Annotated in this window: 16 protein-coding genes and 1 pseudogene; all 17 read left to right on the plus strand. The window is 70.5% G+C overall.

Annotation, left to right across the window (positions count from 1 at the left end; translation table 11 throughout):
* Nucleotides 1–280 precede the first annotated feature (280 nt).
* Complete coding sequence (locus ACFXPK_RS06720; protein ID WP_384991455.1) at nt 281–1,579, plus strand: homoserine dehydrogenase; 1,299 nt, start codon at nt 281–283, stop codon at nt 1,577–1,579.
* Nucleotides 1,580–1,586: 7 nt separating this feature from the next.
* Nucleotides 1,587–2,684, plus strand: coding sequence for a threonine synthase (gene thrC / locus ACFXPK_RS06725; RefSeq protein ID WP_385072441.1), 1,098 nt, complete (start codon nt 1,587–1,589; stop codon nt 2,682–2,684).
* Between the two features lie 321 nt (nt 2,685–3,005).
* Nucleotides 3,006–3,923, plus strand: coding sequence for a homoserine kinase (gene thrB, locus ACFXPK_RS06730; protein ID WP_384991444.1), 918 nt, complete (start codon nt 3,006–3,008; stop codon nt 3,921–3,923).
* 423 nt (nt 3,924–4,346) lie between these two features.
* A complete protein-coding gene (gene rho, locus ACFXPK_RS06735) occupies nt 4,347–6,416 on the plus strand; it encodes a transcription termination factor Rho (RefSeq protein ID WP_385072444.1) in 2,070 nt (689 codons plus the stop codon).
* 362 nt (nt 6,417–6,778) lie between these two features.
* Nucleotides 6,779–7,879, plus strand: a complete 1,101-nt coding sequence (locus ACFXPK_RS06740) for an LCP family protein (RefSeq protein WP_385072446.1) — start codon at nt 6,779–6,781, stop codon at nt 7,877–7,879.
* A 236-nt stretch (nt 7,880–8,115) separates the two neighbouring features.
* Entirely contained in the window at nt 8,116–8,340 is a 225-nt protein-coding gene (gene rpmE, locus ACFXPK_RS06745; RefSeq protein ID WP_365811372.1) for a 50S ribosomal protein L31, read from the plus strand.
* A 171-nt stretch (nt 8,341–8,511) separates the two neighbouring features.
* Entirely contained in the window at nt 8,512–9,591 is a 1,080-nt protein-coding gene (gene prfA, locus ACFXPK_RS06750; RefSeq protein ID WP_385007360.1) for a peptide chain release factor 1, read from the plus strand.
* A gap of 55 nt (nt 9,592–9,646) precedes the next feature.
* Nucleotides 9,647–10,531, plus strand: coding sequence for a peptide chain release factor N(5)-glutamine methyltransferase (prmC, locus tag ACFXPK_RS06755; protein ID WP_385072449.1), 885 nt, complete (start codon nt 9,647–9,649; stop codon nt 10,529–10,531).
* Between the two features lie 105 nt (nt 10,532–10,636).
* Nucleotides 10,637–11,284 carry an L-threonylcarbamoyladenylate synthase gene (locus ACFXPK_RS06760; RefSeq protein WP_385007356.1) on the plus strand — a complete coding sequence of 216 codons (648 nt, stop codon included), beginning with the start codon at nt 10,637–10,639 and terminating at the stop codon, nt 11,282–11,284.
* Nucleotides 11,281–11,934, plus strand: a complete 654-nt coding sequence (locus ACFXPK_RS06765; RefSeq protein ID WP_385007354.1) for a protein-tyrosine-phosphatase — start codon at nt 11,281–11,283, stop codon at nt 11,932–11,934. Before ACFXPK_RS06760 ends, ACFXPK_RS06765 begins: the two co-directional genes overlap by 4 nt.
* Nucleotides 11,935–12,049: 115 nt before the next feature.
* The gene (glyA, locus tag ACFXPK_RS06770) at nt 12,050–13,360 is read left to right on the plus strand and encodes a serine hydroxymethyltransferase (protein ID WP_385072453.1); all 1,311 of its coding nucleotides are present in this window, start codon (nt 12,050–12,052) and stop codon (nt 13,358–13,360) included.
* A 145-nt stretch (nt 13,361–13,505) separates the two neighbouring features.
* Entirely contained in the window at nt 13,506–14,897 is a 1,392-nt protein-coding gene (locus tag ACFXPK_RS06775; protein ID WP_384993877.1) for an MraY family glycosyltransferase, read from the plus strand.
* Between the two features lie 274 nt (nt 14,898–15,171).
* Nucleotides 15,172–15,609 carry a hypothetical protein gene (locus ACFXPK_RS06780; RefSeq protein ID WP_385072456.1) on the plus strand — a complete coding sequence of 146 codons (438 nt, stop codon included), beginning with the start codon at nt 15,172–15,174 and terminating at the stop codon, nt 15,607–15,609.
* A gap of 273 nt (nt 15,610–15,882) precedes the next feature.
* The gene (gene atpB / locus ACFXPK_RS06785) at nt 15,883–16,653 is read left to right on the plus strand and encodes a F0F1 ATP synthase subunit A (RefSeq protein ID WP_382892936.1); all 771 of its coding nucleotides are present in this window, start codon (nt 15,883–15,885) and stop codon (nt 16,651–16,653) included.
* Between the two features lie 73 nt (nt 16,654–16,726).
* Nucleotides 16,727–16,963: a F0F1 ATP synthase subunit C gene (locus tag ACFXPK_RS06790; RefSeq protein ID WP_385072458.1), complete on the plus strand. Its 237-nt coding sequence runs from the start codon at nt 16,727–16,729 to the stop codon at nt 16,961–16,963.
* A 40-nt stretch (nt 16,964–17,003) separates the two neighbouring features.
* Nucleotides 17,004–17,561 (plus strand): F0F1 ATP synthase subunit B, encoded by a 558-nt coding sequence (locus tag ACFXPK_RS06795; RefSeq protein ID WP_385072461.1) that lies wholly within the window; start codon nt 17,004–17,006, stop codon nt 17,559–17,561.
* Between the two features lie 2 nt (nt 17,562–17,563).
* A pseudogene (locus ACFXPK_RS06800) lies at nt 17,564–17,774 on the plus strand (hypothetical protein); the annotation flags it as partial.

A 17,774-nucleotide genomic window follows, 5' to 3' on the forward strand; every position in this document is an offset into this window, starting at 1 on the left:
CCCGTGTCGGTCGGCCCCTCTCCGCCCCACCCACCCCCCCCCGCCTCTCCCCGCGGCGGGCTCCCCCGACCGCGCGCCCCGGGCCCGGGTGATCGTCCGGCGCGAGACGGAGGAAGATCTCTTGCGTCTCGATGTCGGTCACTGAAATACATGTCTCGTAATCTGGACGAGGGGCAGAAACTCCCGTCCGGTGAGTGAGACTGGTTGGCAATCACGCGTCCGCCCGATGTCGAGGGCCGGCCGCGTGCGATGACATTGGATGAAAGGCGTAGGTCGGATGATGCGTACGCGTCCGCTGAAGGTGGCGCTGCTGGGCTGTGGTGTGGTCGGCTCAGAGGTGGCGCGCATCATGACGACGCACGCCGACGACCTCGCCGCGCGGATCGGGGCCCCGGTGGAGCTGGCCGGGGTCGCCGTCCGGCGTCCCGCCAAGGTCCGCGCGGGCATCGACCCCTCGCTCATCACCACCGACGCGACCGCCCTGGTCAAACGGGGCGACATCGACGTGGTGGTCGAGGTCATCGGCGGTATCGAGCCCGCCCGTACGCTGATCACCACCGCCTTCGAGCACGGTGCCTCCGTCGTCTCCGCCAACAAGGCGCTGCTCGCCGAGGACGGCACGACGCTCTACGACGCCGCCGCCCGGCACGACCGCGACCTGTACTTCGAGGCGGCCGTCGCGGGCGCCATCCCGCTGGTCAGGCCGCTTCGCGAGTCGCTGGCCGGTGACAAGGTCAACCGTGTCCTCGGCATCGTCAACGGCACGACCAACTTCATCCTCGACCGGATGGACAGCGCGGGCGCCGGCTACTCCGAGGCGCTCGACGAGGCCACCGCCCTCGGATACGCCGAGGCCGACCCCACCGCCGACGTCGAGGGCTTCGACGCCGCCGCCAAGGCCGCCATCCTCGCCGGGATCGCCTTCCACACCCGCGTACGCCTCGACGACGTGCACCGCGAGGGCATCACGGAGGTCACCTCCGCCGATCTCGCCTCCGCCAAGCGCATGGGCTGTACGGTCAAGCTCCTCGCGATCTGCGAGCGCGCCGCCGACGGCCGCTCCGTCACCGCCCGCGTCCACCCGGCGATGATCCCGCTCAGCCACCCGCTCGCCTCCGTGCGCGAGGCGTACAACGCGGTCTTCATCGAGGCCGAGGCGGCCGGGCAGCTCATGTTCTACGGCCCCGGCGCGGGCGGCTCCCCGACCGCCTCCGCCGTCCTCGGCGACCTCGTCGCCGTCTGCCGCAACAAGCTCGCCGGCGCGACGGGCCCCGGCGAGTCCGCGTACACCCAGCTTCCCGTCAGCCCCATGGGCGACGTGGTGACGCGCTACCACATCAGTCTCGACGTGGCCGACAAACCGGGTGTGCTCGCCCAGGTCGCGACGGTCTTCGCCGAGCACGGCGTGTCCATCGACACGGTCCGCCAGAAGGGCCGACCGGACGGTGCGGGCGAGGCCGCCCTCGTCGTCGTCACCCACCGCGCGGCCGACGCGGCCCTCTCGGGGACCGTCGCGGCGCTGCGCAAGCTCGACACCGTGCGCGGTGTCGCCAGCATCATGCGTGTTGAAGGGGAGTAAGGGACCCATGACCAGCAATGGCCAGACCAGCGGCGGCAGCCGTGAGGGCGTCCACCAGTGGCGCGGCATCATCGAGGAGTACCGGCGCCGCCTCCCGGTGACGGAGAAGACGCCGGTCGTCACCCTCCGCGAGGGCGGTACGCCGCTCGTTCCGGCGCAGGTGCTCTCCGAGCGCACGGGCTGTGAGGTACATCTCAAGGTCGAGGGCGCCAACCCCACCGGGTCCTTCAAGGACCGTGGCATGACCATGGCCATCACCCGGGCCAAGGAGGAGGGCGCGCAGGCCGTCATCTGCGCCTCCACCGGCAACACCTCGGCATCGGCCGCCGCCTACGCCGTACGGGCCGGGATGGTCTGCGCGGTGCTGGTGCCCCAGGGCAAGATCGCCATCGGCAAGATGGGGCAGGCGCTGGTCCACGGCGCCAAGATCCTCCAGGTCGAGGGGAACTTCGACGACTGTCTGACGCTGGCCCGCTCGCTCTCCGACAACTACCCGGTGGCGCTGGTCAATTCGGTCAATCCGGTCCGTATCGAGGGCCAGAAGACCGCCGCGTTCGAGATCGTGGACGCGCTGGGCGACGCCCCGGACATCCATGTGCTGCCGGTCGGGAACGCCGGCAACATCACGGCCTACTGGAAGGGCTACACCGAGTACGCCGCCGACGGCGTGGCGACGCGCGCGCCGCGCATGTGGGGCTTCCAGGCGTCCGGCTCCGCGCCGATCGTGCGCGGCGAGATCGTCAAGGACCCGCACACCGTCGCCACCGCGATCCGGATCGGCAACCCGGCCTCCTGGCAGTACGCGCTGGCCGCCCGCGACGAGTCCGGCGGCTTCATCGACGAGGTGACCGACCGTCAGATCCTTGCCGCCTACCGGCTGTTGGCCTCCCAGGAGGGCGTCTTCGTCGAGCCCGCCTCGGCCGCCTCGGTCGCCGGTCTGCTCAAGGCCGCGGACGAGGGCAAGGTCGACCCCGGCCAGCGCATCGTCTGCACCGTGACGGGGAACGGCCTCAAGGACCCCGACTGGGCAGTCGCCGGGGCGCCCCAGCCGGTCACCGTGCCGGTCGACGCGGTCGCCGCGGCGGCCCGCCTCGGCCTCGCCTGACACCTCCGGCGCCCCTTCTCCGCCGGACCGGCATCGGCGCACAGGCAGGCACGCGACACGCATCGTGCGCCTCCTGTGCGCCCTATGTCGCCATGGATCCATCCTTCGATAAGCTGTACCCAATCCGCCCCGCCGCATATGCCGTGGCGCTGCCGCTGTCGTGGCCCCGGGCGTTCCGCACGGCCTTCTCGAACCTCCTCCCGCACCACACGGAACCCCGCCCCGCCGCACACGACCGCCACACCGCGAGCCGTCACCCCGGCAAGCCCCGCAGTAAGCCGTAAGTCCAGTACCGCAGTCACAAGGAGAGTCGTCAGAGCGATGGCCGGTCCCGCGTTCCGCGCCGCCGCCGTACGGGTGCGCACCCCCGCCACCAGCGCCAACCTCGGCCCTGGCTTCGACGCCCTTGGCCTGTCGCTGGGGCTCTACGACGACGTGGTGGTCCGGGTCGCCGACTCGGGGCTGCACGTCGACATCGCGGGTGAGGGCGCCGAGACGCTTCCCCGCGACGAGAACCATCTCCTCGTACGGTCCCTCCGCACCGCCTTCGACCTGCTCGGCGGACAGCCGCGCGGCCTGGAGGTCGTCTGCGCCAACCGGATCCCGCACGGCCGCGGCCTGGGCTCCTCCTCGGCGGCCATCTGCGCCGGGATCGTGGCCGCCCGCGCCGTCACCATAGGCGGGGACGCGCGGCTCGACGACGCGGCGCTGCTGGAGCTGGCGACCGAGATCGAGGGACACCCGGACAACGTCGCCGCCTGTCTGCTCGGCGGCTTCACGCTCGCCTGGATGGACGGCGGAGCGGCCCGCGCCATCAGGATGGATCCCGTCGGTTCCATCGTTCCGGTGGTTTTCGTGCCCGGCAAGGCGGTCCTGACGGAGACGGCCCGCGGCCTGCTGCCGCGTACGGTCCCCCATGTGGACGCGGCGGCCAACGCCGGTCGTGCGGCCCTCCTCGTCGAGGCCATGACCCGGCGCCCCGAACTGCTGCTGCCCGCCACGGAGGACCGCCTCCACCAGGACTACCGGGCCCCGGCGATGCCCGAGAGCATCGCTCTGGTCAACCGGCTGCGCGCGGACGGCGTCCCAGCAGTCGTGTCCGGCGCGGGCCCCACGGTGCTCGCGCTGGTCGAGGACGGGGCGGCCGACAAGGTCGCACGGCTCGCGGGTGGGGGCTGGGCCGCCAACCGGCTCTCCCTCGACGCCGCGGGGGCGAGCGTGCTGCCGCTCGGCTCGTAGGGCCCGCGGAGCGCTGGGCAAGAACAGCCACAGGAGATTGCCGGTGAGGGAGAGGGGGAATGTTTGTTGGAGCCGGTAGTGTTAACCTCAAGTCTGCAACCGACGTCTTTCAGGCGCGGTGCTTCGTGTCCCACATCGGGACCGCCCTTCTTCCGGGAGCCTCCCCAACTGCCTGAGCAGCCTGCCTGAGCAGTTTTGAGCACGCACCGGAACCGGCACGACACCCCCCGTTTTTCCCAGCGGTGGGCCGAGCAGGGGGACCTCGGGCCGGACCCATCGCTTGTTATGCACGTTTGCAGATTTCTCCGCCGTATACCCGGCGGGACCACCGCCCCGGCCCGGTCCACACGATGGGACCGCAGCCGGCAGCACAACCGGTCGCCGAGCCAGAAGGCCGACGTCCGCTCCAGGGAAGGACCCTTCGTGAGCGACACCACCGATCTGATGGGCGTGACTGCCGACAGCAGTGTCGACACCACCGCGCCCGCCGAAGGTGCTGCCACTGGCACCACCGCACGGCGCCGCCGCTCCGGCACCGGCCTTGACGGCATGGTCCTGGCCGAGTTGCAGCAGGTCGCGTCGGGCCTCGGCATCAGGGGCACCGCGCGGATGCGCAAGAGCCAGTTGATCGAGGTCATCAAGGAAGCGCAGGCCGGCGGCGGCGCGGCGGCGAAGGCCGCCGGTGCCAACGGCAGCGCCGACGCAGAGACCAAGCCCAAGCGCAGGGCGACCTCCAAGGCCCGTACGGGCGAGGCCGCCGCGCCGGCCGAGGAGAAGACGGGCCAGGCCGAGCAGGCCGCGGCCCAGCAGCAGATCGACATCCCCGGCCAGCCCGCCAGCGACGACCAGCCCACGGGCGAGCGCCGCCGCCGCAGGGCCACCGCACAGGCCGGCAGCCCCGACACGAAGGCGGAGGCCGCGGTGGACGCCCCGGCCGACGTCAAGGTCGAGGAGCGCACCGAGGCGGCCGTGGCGGCCTCCGGCGGCTCCGGCGCCCAGAACGACGGCGACGGCCGGCGCGGCGACCGCCAGGACCGCGGCCAGCGCGGTGAGCGCGGCGACCGTGACCGCGAGGGACGCCGTGACCGCCAGCGCGACCGCCGCGGCAAGGGCGACGACCAGCAGGGCCAGCAGCAGGGCGGCGGCAACCGCCAGCAGCAGGGCGGCCGAGGCGACCGCGACAACCGCGGCGGCGGCCAGGGCCAGAACAACGGCCCCCAGAACAACGGCCCCCAGGACGACTTCGACGACGAGGCGGGCGGCCGGCGCGGCCGTCGCGGACGCTACCGCGACCGCCGTGGCCGCCGCGGGCGCGACGAGTTCGGCCCCGGTGAGCCGCAGGTCGCCGACGACGATGTGCTGATCCCCGTCGCGGGCATCCTCGACATCCTCGACAACTACGCGTTCATCAGGACCTCCGGCTACCTGCCGGGCCCCAACGACGTGTACGTCTCGCTCGCCCAGGTCCGCAAGAACGGCCTGCGCAAGGGCGACCACGTCACCGGAGCGGTCCGTCAGCCCAAGGACGGCGAGCGGCGCGAGAAGTTCAACGCGCTCGTCCGCCTCGACTCCGCCAACGGCATGGGGGCCGAATCCGGCCGCGGCCGCCCGGAGTTCCAGAAGCTGACCCCGCTCTACCCGCAGGACCGGCTCCGTCTGGAGACCGACCCGGGCGTGCTGACCACGCGGATCATCGACCTCGTCGCACCGATCGGCAAGGGCCAGCGCGGTCTGATCGTGGCCCCGCCGAAGACCGGTAAGACCATGATCCTCCAGGCCATCGCCAACGCGATCACGGTCAACAGCCCCGAGTGCCACCTCATGGTCGTCCTCGTCGACGAGCGGCCCGAAGAGGTCACCGACATGCAGCGGTCGGTCAAGGGCGAGGTCATCTCCTCGACCTTCGACCGTCCGGCCGAGGACCACACCACCGTCGCCGAACTGGCCATCGAGCGCGCCAAGCGCCTCGTGGAGCTGGGCCACGACGTGGTCGTCCTGCTCGACTCCATCACCCGTCTGGGCCGCGCGTACAACCTCGCGGCGCCCGCCTCCGGACGCATCCTGTCCGGTGGTGTCGACTCGACCGCGCTCTACCCGCCGAAGCGCTTCTTCGGTGCGGCGCGCAACATCGAGGACGGCGGCTCGCTGACCATCCTGGCCACCGCGCTCGTCGAGACCGGCTCGCGCATGGACGAGGTGATCTTCGAGGAGTTCAAGGGCACCGGCAACATGGAGCTCAAGCTCGACCGGAAGCTCTCCGACAAGCGCATCTTCCCGGCGGTCGACGTGGACGCGTCCTCCACCCGTAAGGAAGAGATCCTGCTCGGCGGCGAGGAACTGGCCGTCGTCTGGAAGCTGCGCCGGGTGCTGCACGCGCTCGACCAGCAGCAGGCGATCGAGCTGCTCCTGGACAAGATGAAGAAGACCAAGTCCAACGCGGAGTTCCTGCTCCAGATCCAGAAGACGACCCCGGGCTCCAACGGCAACGACTGACCGGACCCCGACCGTCCTCGTACGACGAGAACCGCCCCGCCACCTCGGTGACGGGGCGGTTCTCGTCATATGGGACGGGCGGGGGAGCGCCGGAGAGTAATCCCACACGCCCCGCGCGGCCCCCTGGGCGCCCCGTGGAGCCGTTCTTGGGCCGAAAGCGCAGGTGGAGGACTGTACGGTCAGGCGGGCGCCGCAGCGGGCCGCGGGCCGGTCCGCAACCCGTCCGCACCGCTGTCCGGACATCTCCCCCGCATGCTGTGCAACCCTTCTTGGTGCTTCACTGTCTGTACAAGTGGCGACAAAGTGCGCCTCGTCATCACGGCAGGAGGTAGCGGGGCCCGCACGACGGACAGAGGGAGACCATGGGCGACGGGATCAGCAGCCGAATACGGGGCCGCGGCACACGCCGCGGGAAGCCGGGCGGGCGCCGCCGCGCCACCGTCATCGCCGCGTGGTCCGCCGCGGCCCTGGTCCTCGTCGGAGGCTCCGGCGCCGGTTACGTCTACTTCAAGCTCAACGGCAACCTCAAGGGCGTCGACATCAACGCCCAGCTCGGCGGCGACCGCCCCGCGGACTCCGGCGACGGCTCGCAGAACATCCTGGTCCTCGGCTCGGACTCGCGCTCCGGCGCGAACGCCGAGTACGGCACGGACGGCGGCGGCGCCCGCTCGGACACCGCGATGGTCGTCCACATCTACAAGGGCCACAAGAAGGCCAGCGTGGTCTCCGTACCCCGTGACACCCTCGTCGACCGACCCGCCTGCACCGGCTCCGACGGGACCGCCGAGGCCGGCCAGCGGCTCGCCATGTTCAACACGGCGTACGAGGTCGGCGGCCCGGCCTGCGCGGTCAAGACCGTCGAGCAGATGTCGGGCCTGCGGATGGACCACTACATCGAGGTCGACTTCACGGGCTTCAAGAAGCTCATCGACACCCTCGGCGGGGTGAAGATCACCACCACGCAGGCGATCGACGACCCCAAGAGCCACCTCACGCTCGCCCCCGGCACGCACACCCTGGACGGGGAGCAGTCCCTCGGTCTCGTACGGACCCGCCACAGCGTCGGGGACGGCAGCGACCTCGGCCGCATCCAGCTCCAGCAGTCCTTCATCAAGGCGCTGATCGAGCAGGTCAAGAGCGTGGGCGTGTTCAGCAACCCGAAGAAGCTCTACGACCTGGCCGACACCGCCACCCGCGCGATCACCCCCGACTCCCAGCTCGACAGCGTCAACAAGCTGGTCGGGTTCGCCGGCGGGCTCAAGGACCTCGGCGCCCGGGACGTCCACATGGTCACGCTCCCGGTCCGGTACGACCCCCAGGACCCGAACCGCGTCCTGCCCCTCCCGGCCGCCACCCGGCAGGTCTGGACGGCCCTCAAGCAGGACAAGCCGATCCCCGCCTCCGCCACCAGGGACTCGGCGGGCGACAAGGGCTCGGCACACGGCGTGGTCTCTGCGGGCTGACGCGCGCCGGGCTCCGAGGCGCGTCCGGGACGCCCGCGCGGGGTTCGGAGGCGCCGGACGCGCCTCCGGGGCTCGGAGCTGCCCGTACGCGCCTCCGCGAGCCCCCGGAATACTTCCGGCCGCCCCCCGGTTTTGGGAGATACGGCCGGTCCTGGCAGACTGGTACGTCGGCCCCGGTTCACGTCCGCGCAATCAGCGCGTACGACCCGGCGCCCTCCCGGAACTAGGAGAACCCCTTGAAGCGCGACATCCACCCCGCGTACGTCGAGACCCAGGTCAGCTGCACCTGCGGTGCGTCGTTCACCACCCGCAGCACCATCGAGTCGGGCACGATCCGTGCCGACCTGTGCTCCGAGTGCCACCCGTTCTACACGGGCAAGCAGAAGATCCTCGACACCGGTGGCCGTGTGGCCCGCTTCGAGGCCCGCTTCGGCAAGGCCGCCGGCTCCGCCAAGAAGTAGCGAGCCACCTGCGCCGGTCCTCGGCGCCCCGTACCCGCGGGGCGCCGGGACCCGCGCTTTGGCGTCCCGCAGCACTGCCGGTCCCCTGCGCGGCAGCCTCCGTCCAGGCAGCATCCTCTGCACGGCAGCACCTTCTTTACGCGCGTCACGCGAGAAACACGGAGCCCCCGAATGTTCGAGGCGGTCGAGGAACTGATCGGCGAGCACGCCGGTCTGGAGAAGCAGCTCGCCGACCCGTCGGTCCACGCGGACCAGGCCAACGCGCGCAAGCTCAACAAGCGTTACGCCGAGCTGACCCCGATCGTCGCGACGTACCGCGCCTGGAAGCAGACCGGCGAGGACATCGCCACCGCCCGTGAGTTCGCGGCCGACGACCCCGACTTCGCCGCCGAGGCCAAGACCCTGGAGAAGCAGCGCGACGAGCTGACCGAGAAGCTCCGCCTCCTCCTCGTGCCGCGCGACCCCAGCGACGACAAGGACGTCATCCTTGAGGTCAAGGCCGGCGCGGGCGGCGACGAGTCCGCGCTCTTCGCCGGCGACCTGCTCCGCATGTACCTGCGGTACGCGGAGCGCGTCGGCTGGAAGACCGAGATCATCGACGCCACCGAGTCCGAGCTGGGCGGCTACAAGGACGTCCAGGTCGCCGTCAAGACCAAGGGCGGCAACGGCGCCACCGAGCCGGGACAGGGCGTCTGGGCGCGGCTGAAGTACGAGGGCGGCGTGCACCGCGTGCAGCGCGTGCCCTCCACCGAGTCGCAGGGCCGTATCCACACCTCCGCGGCCGGTGTGCTCGTCACGCCCGAGGCCGAGGAGGTCGATGTCGAGATCCACGCCAACGATCTCCGTATCGACGTCTACCGCTCCTCGGGCCCCGGCGGCCAGTCCGTCAACACCACCGACTCCGCCGTACGCATCACGCACCTGCCGACCGGAGTCGTCGCCTCCTGCCAGAACGAGAAGAGCCAGCTCCAGAACAAGGAGCAGGCCCTGCGTATCCTGCGGTCGCGGCTGCTCGCCGCCGCCCAGGAGGAGGCGGAGAAGAACGCGGCGGACGCCCGGCGCAGCCAGGTCCGTACCGTCGACCGGTCCGAGAAGATCCGTACGTACAACTTCCCGGAAAACCGGATCTCGGACCACCGTGTCGGTTTCAAGGCGTACAACTTGGACCAGGTGCTCGACGGGGACCTGGACGCCGTCATCCAGGCATGCGTCGACGCCGACTCCGCCGCGAAGCTAGCAGCCGCCCAGTAAAAAGACCTGTGGCCACCGCCCCCGGTGACCACACTCGCAGTCCGGAGGAACCAGCGTGCAGCCACATTCTGGGGGGCCCAGCGACTCCCAGCGGCGCAGCCTGCTGCTCGCGGAGGTGGCCCAGGCCACCCAGCGGCTGGCCGACGCGGGCGTGCCCTCGCCGCGTTTCGACGCGGAGGAGCTCGCCGCGTACGTGCACGCCGTCAAACGGGGAGAGCTGCACCGCGTCAAGGACGCCGACTTCGACGCCCGCTACTGGGAGGCCGTGGCGCGCCGCGAGGCCCGCGAACCTCTCCAGCACATCACCGGACGCGCCTTCTTCCGCTATCTGGAACTCCAGGTCGGCCCCGGTGTCTTCGTGCCCCGCCCGGAGACCGAGTCGGTCGTCGGCTGGGCGATAGACGCCGTGCGCGCGATGGACGTCGTCGAGCCGGTCGTCGTCGACCTGTGCTCGGGCTCCGGCGCGATCGCGCTCGCCATGGCCCAGGAGGTGCCGCGCTCGCGCGTGCACGCCGTGGAGCTCTCCGACGACGCTCTGACCTGGACGCGGAAGAACGCCGAGGGGTCCAGGGTCACCGTGCACCAGGGAGACGCCCTGAGCGCCCTTCCCGAGCTGGACGGCCAGGTCGACCTGGTCATCTCCAACCCGCCGTACATCCCGCTCACCGAGTGGGAGTACGTCGCCCCCGAGGCCCGCGACCACGACCCGGAGATGGCCCTCTTCTCCGGCGAGGACGGCCTCGACACGATCCGCGGCATCGAACGCACCGCGCACCGGCTGCTGCGGCCCGGCGGCCTCGTCGTCATCGAGCACGCGGACACGCAGGGCGGACAGGTCCCGTGGATCTTCAGCGAGGAGTCCGGCTGGGCGGACGCCGCGGACCACCCGGACCTGAACAAGCGCCCGCGCTTCGCCACGGCACGCAAGGCGATGCCGTGACCCCGCCCGTGACCGCCACGCCCGCTCCTCGTGCCCCTTCCGTACCTCACGACCCTTCCGCTTCGATGACCCAGACCGTGCACGCGCACGAGGAGGCTTACTGAAATGGCTCGGCGATACGACTGCAACGACGCGACCGACCGCACCACGGGTCTGCGTGAGGCCGCGTCGGCCGTACGCCGCGGTGAGCTGGTCGTGCTGCCCACCGACACCGTGTACGGGATCGGTGCGGACGCCTTCAGCTCCGAGGCCGTCGCCGATCTGCTGGACGCCAAGGGCCGGGGCCGCAACATGCCCACCCCCGTCCTGATCGGCTCCCCGAACACCCTCCACGGCCTCGTCACGGACTTCTCCGAGCAGGCGTGGGAACTGGTCGACGCGTTCTGGCCGGGCGCCCTCACCCTGGTCGCCAAGCACCAGCCGTCCCTCCAGTGGGACCTGGGCGACACCCGGGGCACCGTCGCGATCCGGATGCCGCTGCACCCCGTGGCGATCGAACTGCTCACCGAGGTCGGCCCGATGGCCGTCTCCAGCGCCAACCTCACGGGACACCCGGCCCCCGAGACCTGCGACGCGGCCCAGGAGATGCTGGGGGACTCCGTCTCCGTCTACCTCGACGGCGGTCCGACGCCCGCGAACGTGCCGTCCTCGATCGTCGACGTCACCGGCAGCGTCCCGGTGCTGCTGCGGGCCGGCGCCCTCGACGCGGAGGAGCTCCGCAAGGTGGTACCCGACCTCGAGGTGGCCAATTGACCGCCCCTGAGGGGCGTGGCATAGCGGAGATCTCGACCACCGGCACCACCTTCCGCATCCTCCACGTCAGTACCGGCAATGTCTGCCGCTCGCCCATCACCGAGCGGCTCAACCGGCATGCCCTGAGCGACCGCCTGGGGGAGCGGCTGACCGGCGGCCTGATCGTGGAGAGCGCCGGCACCTGGGGGCACGAGGGCGCCCCCATGGAGGCCAACGCTGAGGCCGTCCTCGCCGACTTCGGGGCGGACGCCTCCGGCTTCGTCGGCCGCGAACTGCTCGACGAGCACGTCATCCGCGCCGACCTGGTCCTCACCGCGACCCGCGACCACCGGGCCCAGGTCATCTCGATGGGCCACTCGGCGGGCCTGCGCACCTTCACGCTGAAGGAGTTCACGCGCCTGGTGCGCGCCATAGACCCCGCGACGCTCCCCGACCCCCTGGACGAGGGCGTCGTGGAGCGGGCCCGCGCCCTGGTCCGCGCGGCGGCCGCCCTCCGCGGCTGGCTGCTCGCGCCGACGGCGGAGGCGGACGAGGTGTACGACCCGTACGGGGCGCCGATCACGTTCTTCCGCTCCATCGGCGAGGAGATCCACCAGGCGCTCGACCCCGTTGTCACGGCGCTCACCGGAGTCCCCGCCCGGTCTTCCTGAGGGCGCGGTCCGCCCGGCCGGGCGAGGCGACGGGCCGAGCGCGGAAAAAGGGCGCCGCCGGGCATGGCGGCCTACATTGGAAGGCGTCACGCCCCACCGAGGCCCGGAGCCCGTCATGCCGGTCGTCAGCGAACCCCACGCGGAGCCTCGTACGGGCCCCCACGCCGCACGGAGCGCGCCGGAGGCGGCGCTGGAGGCGCTGCGGCGCCAGGATCCCGAGATGGCCGAGATCATTCTCGGCGAGGGACGGCGTCAGGCCGACAGTCTCCAGCTCATCGCCGCCGAGAACTTCACCTCGCCCGCCGTGCTCGCGGCTCTCGGCTCTCCGCTCGCCAACAAGTACGCCGAGGGCTATCCCGGCGCCCGCCACCACGGTGGCTGTGAGCTGGTGGACGCCGCCGAGCGGGTCGCCGTCGAACGGGCGCGGGCGCTGTTCGGGGCCGAGCACGCCAACGTACAGCCGCATTCGGGTTCGTCCGCCGTGCTCGCGGCGTACGCGGCGCTGCTGCGGCCCGGGGACACGGTGCTCGCCATGGGGCTGACGTACGGCGGGCACCTCACGCACGGCTCTCCCGTCAACTTCTCGGGCCGGTGGTTCGACTTCGTGGGGTACGGGGTCGACGAGCGGACCGGGCTCATCGACTACGCGCAGGTGCGCCGCCTGGCGCGGACACACCGCCCCAAGGCGCTGGTGTGCGGTTCGATCTCCTATCCGCGCCATGTGGACCACGCGGCCTTCAGAGAGATCGCCGACGATGTGGGCGCCTATCTGATCGCCGACGCGGCGCACCCCATCGGGCTGGTCGCCGGGGGCGCGGCGCCCAGTCCCGTGCCGTACGCGGACATCGTGTGCGCGACGACGCACAAGGTGCTGCGCGGGCCGCGCGGCGGGATGATCCTGTGCGGCGCGGAGTACGCGGAGCGGGTGGACCGCGCGGTGTTCCCGTTCACGCAGGGCGGCGCCCAGATGCACACGATCGCCGCGAAGGCCGTCGCCTTCGGGGAGGCGGCCACGCCGGCGTACGCCACGTACGCCCACCGGGTGGTCGCGAACGCGCGGGCGCTGGCCGAGGCGCTCACCGAGCAGGGGTTCGGGATCACCACGGACGGCACGGACACGCATCTGCTGATCGTCGATCCCGCGCCGCTCGGCGTGGACGGGAGGACGGCGCGCGGCCGGCTCGCGGCGGCGGGTCTGGTGGTGGACACCTGCGCGCTGCCGTACGAGGGTGCGCGCGGCGTCCGGCTGGGGACGGCCGCCGTGACCACCCAGGGCATGCGTGAGGGCGAGATGGGGCGGATCGGTGCCCTGATCGCCTCGGCGGTGCGCGAGGGCGCTGAGGGGGCTCCTGGGGGCCATGGCGCGCTGCGGGAGACGGTGCGGGAGCTGGCCGGTCGTTTCCCGCCGTATCCGACCGTTTCCTGAATGGAATTTTCCGTACGGGGAAACCGTGGAACCGTTCCGCTCCGTCCGTTGTCCTGGCTCATATGGCGACCGGGTTTCCGTCGGGGGGTCCGGCGCGGGCTAGTCTGTGGGGCTGAGATGGCCAGCGATTCCTGTGGGGCAGCCCGTGCGTGATTACCTGCTGACGCTCTGCGTGACGGCCGCGGTGACCTATCTGCTGACCGGGCCGGTGCGGAAGTTCGCCATCGCGACCGGAGCGATGCCGGAGATCCGCGCCCGCGACGTGCACCGCGAACCGACGCCGAGACTCGGCGGCATCGCCATGTTCTTCGGCCTGTGCGCCGGACTGCTCGTCGCCGACAACCTGCAGAACCTCAACGGGGTCTTCGAGCTGTCGAACGAGCCGCGCGCGCTGCTCTCCGGAGCCGCGCTGATCTGGCTGATCGGCGTCCTCGACGACAAGTTCGAGATCGACGCCCTGATCAAACTCGGCGCGCAGATGATCGCGGCGGGTGTGATGGTCATGCAGGGTCTGACGATCCTGTGGATCCCGGTGCCCGGTATCGGCACGGTCGCGCTGACCTCGTGGCAGGGCACCCTGCTGACCGTGGCACTGGTGGTGATCACCATCAACGCGGTCAACTTCGTGGACGGTCTCGACGGTCTCGCGGCCGGCATGGTCTGCATCGCCGCGGCGGCGTTCTTCCTGTACACGTACCGGATCTGGTACGGGTACGGCATCGAGGCGGCGGCCCCCGCGACGCTCTTCGCGGCGATCCTGATGGGCATGTGCGTGGGTTTCCTGCCGCACAACATGCATCCGGCGCGGATCTTCATGGGCGACTCGGGATCGATGCTGATCGGTCTGGTGCTCGCGGCGGGCGCGATCTCGGTGACCGGTCAGGTCGACCCGGACGCGCTGAAGATCTTCGAGGGCTCGACCCGCCAGGCCACCCACGCGGCGCTGCCGGTCTTCATCCCGCTGCTGCTGCCGCTGACGATCATCGCGATCCCCTTCGCGGACCTGGTGCTGGCGGTCGTACGCCGTACCTGGAACGGCAAGTCGCCGTTCGCCGCCGACCGCGGCCACCTGCACCACCGGCTGCTGGAGATCGGTCATTCGCACAGCAGGTCGGTGCTGATCATGTACTTCTGGTCGGCGCTGATCGCCTTCGGTGTGGTCGCGTACTCGGTGCACTCGGCGTCGATGTGGATCCTGCTGGTCGTGGTGGCGCTGAGCGCGGTGGGCCTGGTGCTTCTGCTGCTCCCGCGCTTCACCCCGCGTGCCCCGCTGTGGGCGCAGGCGTTCGTACCGCCGCGCTACCGGCGCCGCAGGCGTACGGAGGCGGAGGCCGAGGCGTCCGAGGCCCTGGAGGGCGTGGAGGGGGCGGAGGGGAGCGCGGACGGTGTGCCGGTCGGCGCCGCCCACGCCCACGCACAGGAGCACGAGCCGGCCGCGGAAGTTCGTACGCCCGTTCCGGCCGGCGTCAACGGGGCGACCGCCATCGGCGCTCGTTCGCGTCTACCCGATCGAAGGAAGGCCGGCTCCCGGCAGTGACCGGGCACCCATGTGCCACGCCGGTGCCCATTACCAGACAAGGTGCGGACCTGTCGCGCACACACGCGCGGCCTCCCACTCATGTGTGACAGTTAGCACACCCCCATGGTAAAGACCTCATCAAATAGTTTGTGATACTGTTCACGAGACCCGGCGACAGAGCCGAAGGACCGTAGTGCGACGGTCCGTTGGCCCGAGAAACCCATCCTCGGACCGGGCCTACGCTCGTCTGTGACGACACCATCTGCCCCACCCATTCAGCGGAGCTGCCGCCATGCCGTCCAACGACGTCCGGAACCTCCTTCACGTCGCCGTGCCCACTGCGGCCGTCGGCGCCGTCGCCGCGGCCGTCAGTGCCGTGGTCGCGGGCGGGAAGGGGGCGCTGGGAGCCGCTGTCGGTGCGCTGGTGGTGATCGTTTTCATGGGCATCGGGCTCGTGGTGCTCGAACGCACGGCCAAGTCACTTCCGCACCTTTTCCAGGCGATGGGCCTGATGCTCTACACGGCTCAGCTCCTGTTGCTGCTGATCTTCGTGGGGCTGTTCAAGGACACCACGCTGTTCAACCCCAAGGCATTCGCCGCCGCGCTCGTCGTGTCGACCCTCGTGTGGATCGCCGCACAGGCGCGTGCCCACATGAAGGCCAAGATCCTCTACGTCGAACCCGAGTCCTCGACGGCCGGAAAGGCCGAGAAGTCAGGGTCTTCGGCGTGAGGGGTAGGGCCGGGATAAGTGCCCGTTCGGGATCCTGCTATCGTCCGGTGCCAACTGCGGCATTGCGGGCGCGGGCATCCGAGCTGACGCCTGTTCCTACGCGAGGCTCAACGCCCGACCGCCGTTCCCACATCCGTAACACCAGTCCAGTGCCGAACCGCGGCTGCGCGCCGCGCCGACACAACGAGGTTGCCGTACATATGCGCCACGCTGAAGGAGCCCGCGGTGAGTGCTGACCAGACCCAGCTCGCCTTTGACTGGAACTGCCGCATCCTGTCCGACAACGGTTGTGGCTTTCCGGCTCCGGGCCTGCACTCTTTCCTGTTCCAGCCGATCTTCTCGGCGGGCGGGTTCGAGTTCAACAAGGTGATGCTGCTCGCGCTGCTCACGACCGTGCTCGTCGTCGGACTTTTCTGGGCCGCCTTCGGCAAGCCCAAGGTGGTGCCCGGCAAGCTCCAGATGATCGGTGAGGCCGGCTACGACTTCGTGCGCCGCGGCATCGTCTACGAGACGATGGGCAAGAAGGAGGGCGAGAAGTACGTCCCTCTGATGGTCTCGCTGTTCTTCTTCATCTGGCTCATGAACATCTGGTCCGTGATTCCGCTGGCCCAGTTCCCGGTGTCGTCGGTCATCGCCTACCCGATCGTTCTCGCCATCATCGTCTACGTGTTGTGGATGTCGGTGACCTTCAAGCGCCACGGATTCGTCGGCGGCTTCAAGAACATCACCGGCTACGACAAGTCGCTCGGCCCGGTGCTTCCGCTGGTCATGGTCATCGAGTTCTTCTCGAACGTCCTGGTTCGCCCGTTCACCCACGCCGTGCGACTCTTCGCCAACATGTTCGCCGGTCACCTCATGCTCGTGATGTTCACCGTCGCGAGCTGGTACCTGCTGAACAGCTACATGATCCCGGCCGCCGGTGTCTCGTTCGTGATGACCATGGCGATGATCCTTTTCGAGCTTTTCGTCCAGGCCGTCCAGGCGTACGTCTTTGTGCTGCTGGCCTGTACGTACCTCCAGGGTGCTCTCGCCGAGCACCACTGACGACCACCCGCAACACCCTTATTCGTCCGGTGACCAACCCCCACCGGTCCGTACAGAGAAGGAAGATTTCAGCATGGCTGCCACTGAGACTCTTGCCGCCGTCACCGGCTCCCTCGGCTCCGTCGGTTACGGTCTGTCCGCCATCGGCCCCGGCATCGGCGTCGGCATCATCTTCGGTAACGGTACGCAGGCCCTGGCCCGTCAGCCCGAGGCCGCCGGCCTGATCCGCGCCAACCAGATCCTCGGCTTCGCCTTCTGTGAGGCCCTCGCCCTCATCGGCATCGTCATGCCGTTCGTGTTCGGTCGCTAAGCATTAGCCACCTGACACACATCCGACGAAAGGCTCTGATGTGATCGCCAACCTGGTTCAGCTCGCGGCCGAGGAGGAGCAGAACCCGCTCCTTCCTCCGGGCCCCGAGCTGCTCATCGGCACCATCGCCTTCGCCATCGTCTTCTTCTTCCTCGCCAAGAAGCTCCTCCCGAACATCAACAAGGTTCTGGACGAGCGCCGCGAGGCCATCGAGGGCGGGATCGAGCAGGCGGAGGCCGCCAAGACCGAGGCCCAGAGCGTGCTGGAGCAGTACAAGGCCCAGCTCGCCGAAGCCCGGCACGAGGCCGCCCGGCTCCGCCAGGAGGCGACCGAGCAGGGCACCGCCATCATCCAGGAGATGAAGGCGGAAGGTCAGCGGCAGCGGGAAGAGATCATCGCCGCCGGACACGCCCAGATCGAGGCGGACCGCAAGGCCGCGGCCAGCGCGCTCCGTCAGGACGTGGGCAAGCTCGCCACCGACCTGGCCGGCAAGCTCGTCGGCGAGTCCCTTGAGGACAGCGCCCGGCAGAGCCGCACCATCGACCGCTTCCTCGACGAGCTCGAGGACGGCGCATCGAAGGCCGAGGCCACCCGATGACGGTGCGCGGAGCCAGCCGCGAGGCGCAGTCCGCCGCGCGTGGGCGTCTCGACGCGCTGACCGACTCCACGTCGGTCGACGTCGCGAAGCTCGCGGACGAGCTGGCCGCGGTCACCGCGCTGCTCCAGCGCGAGGTGTCGCGGGGGGGGGGGCGGGGCCCCCACCCCCCGGCCCCCCCCGTCCCCCGCCCCCACGCGCGCCAGAGGGGACGGG

This window comes from Streptomyces sp. NPDC059142, from assembly GCF_042755665.1.
Taxonomy (GTDB): Bacteria; Actinomycetota; Actinomycetes; order Streptomycetales; family Streptomycetaceae; genus Streptomyces.

Bases quoted from the DNA above. Each gene is read 5' to 3' on its own strand.
- ACFXPK_RS06780 (WP_385072456.1), top strand. From the start codon at position 15,172: ATGCCGTCCAACGACGTCCGGAACCTCCTTCACGTCGCCGTGCCCACT.
- ACFXPK_RS06760 (WP_385007356.1), top strand. From the start codon at position 10,637: ATGGCTCGGCGATACGACTGCAACGACGCGACCGACCGCACCACGGGT.
- ACFXPK_RS06740 (WP_385072446.1), top strand. From the start codon at position 6,779: ATGGGCGACGGGATCAGCAGCCGAATACGGGGCCGCGGCACACGCCGC.
- thrB (WP_384991444.1), top strand. From the start codon at position 3,006: ATGGCCGGTCCCGCGTTCCGCGCCGCCGCCGTACGGGTGCGCACCCCC.
- ACFXPK_RS06720 (WP_384991455.1), top strand. From the start codon at position 281: ATGCGTACGCGTCCGCTGAAGGTGGCGCTGCTGGGCTGTGGTGTGGTC.
- prfA (WP_385007360.1), top strand. From the start codon at position 8,512: ATGTTCGAGGCGGTCGAGGAACTGATCGGCGAGCACGCCGGTCTGGAG.
- ACFXPK_RS06790 (WP_385072458.1), top strand. From the start codon at position 16,727: ATGGCTGCCACTGAGACTCTTGCCGCCGTCACCGGCTCCCTCGGCTCC.
- glyA (WP_385072453.1), top strand. From the start codon at position 12,050: ATGCCGGTCGTCAGCGAACCCCACGCGGAGCCTCGTACGGGCCCCCAC.
- thrC (WP_385072441.1), top strand. From the start codon at position 1,587: ATGACCAGCAATGGCCAGACCAGCGGCGGCAGCCGTGAGGGCGTCCAC.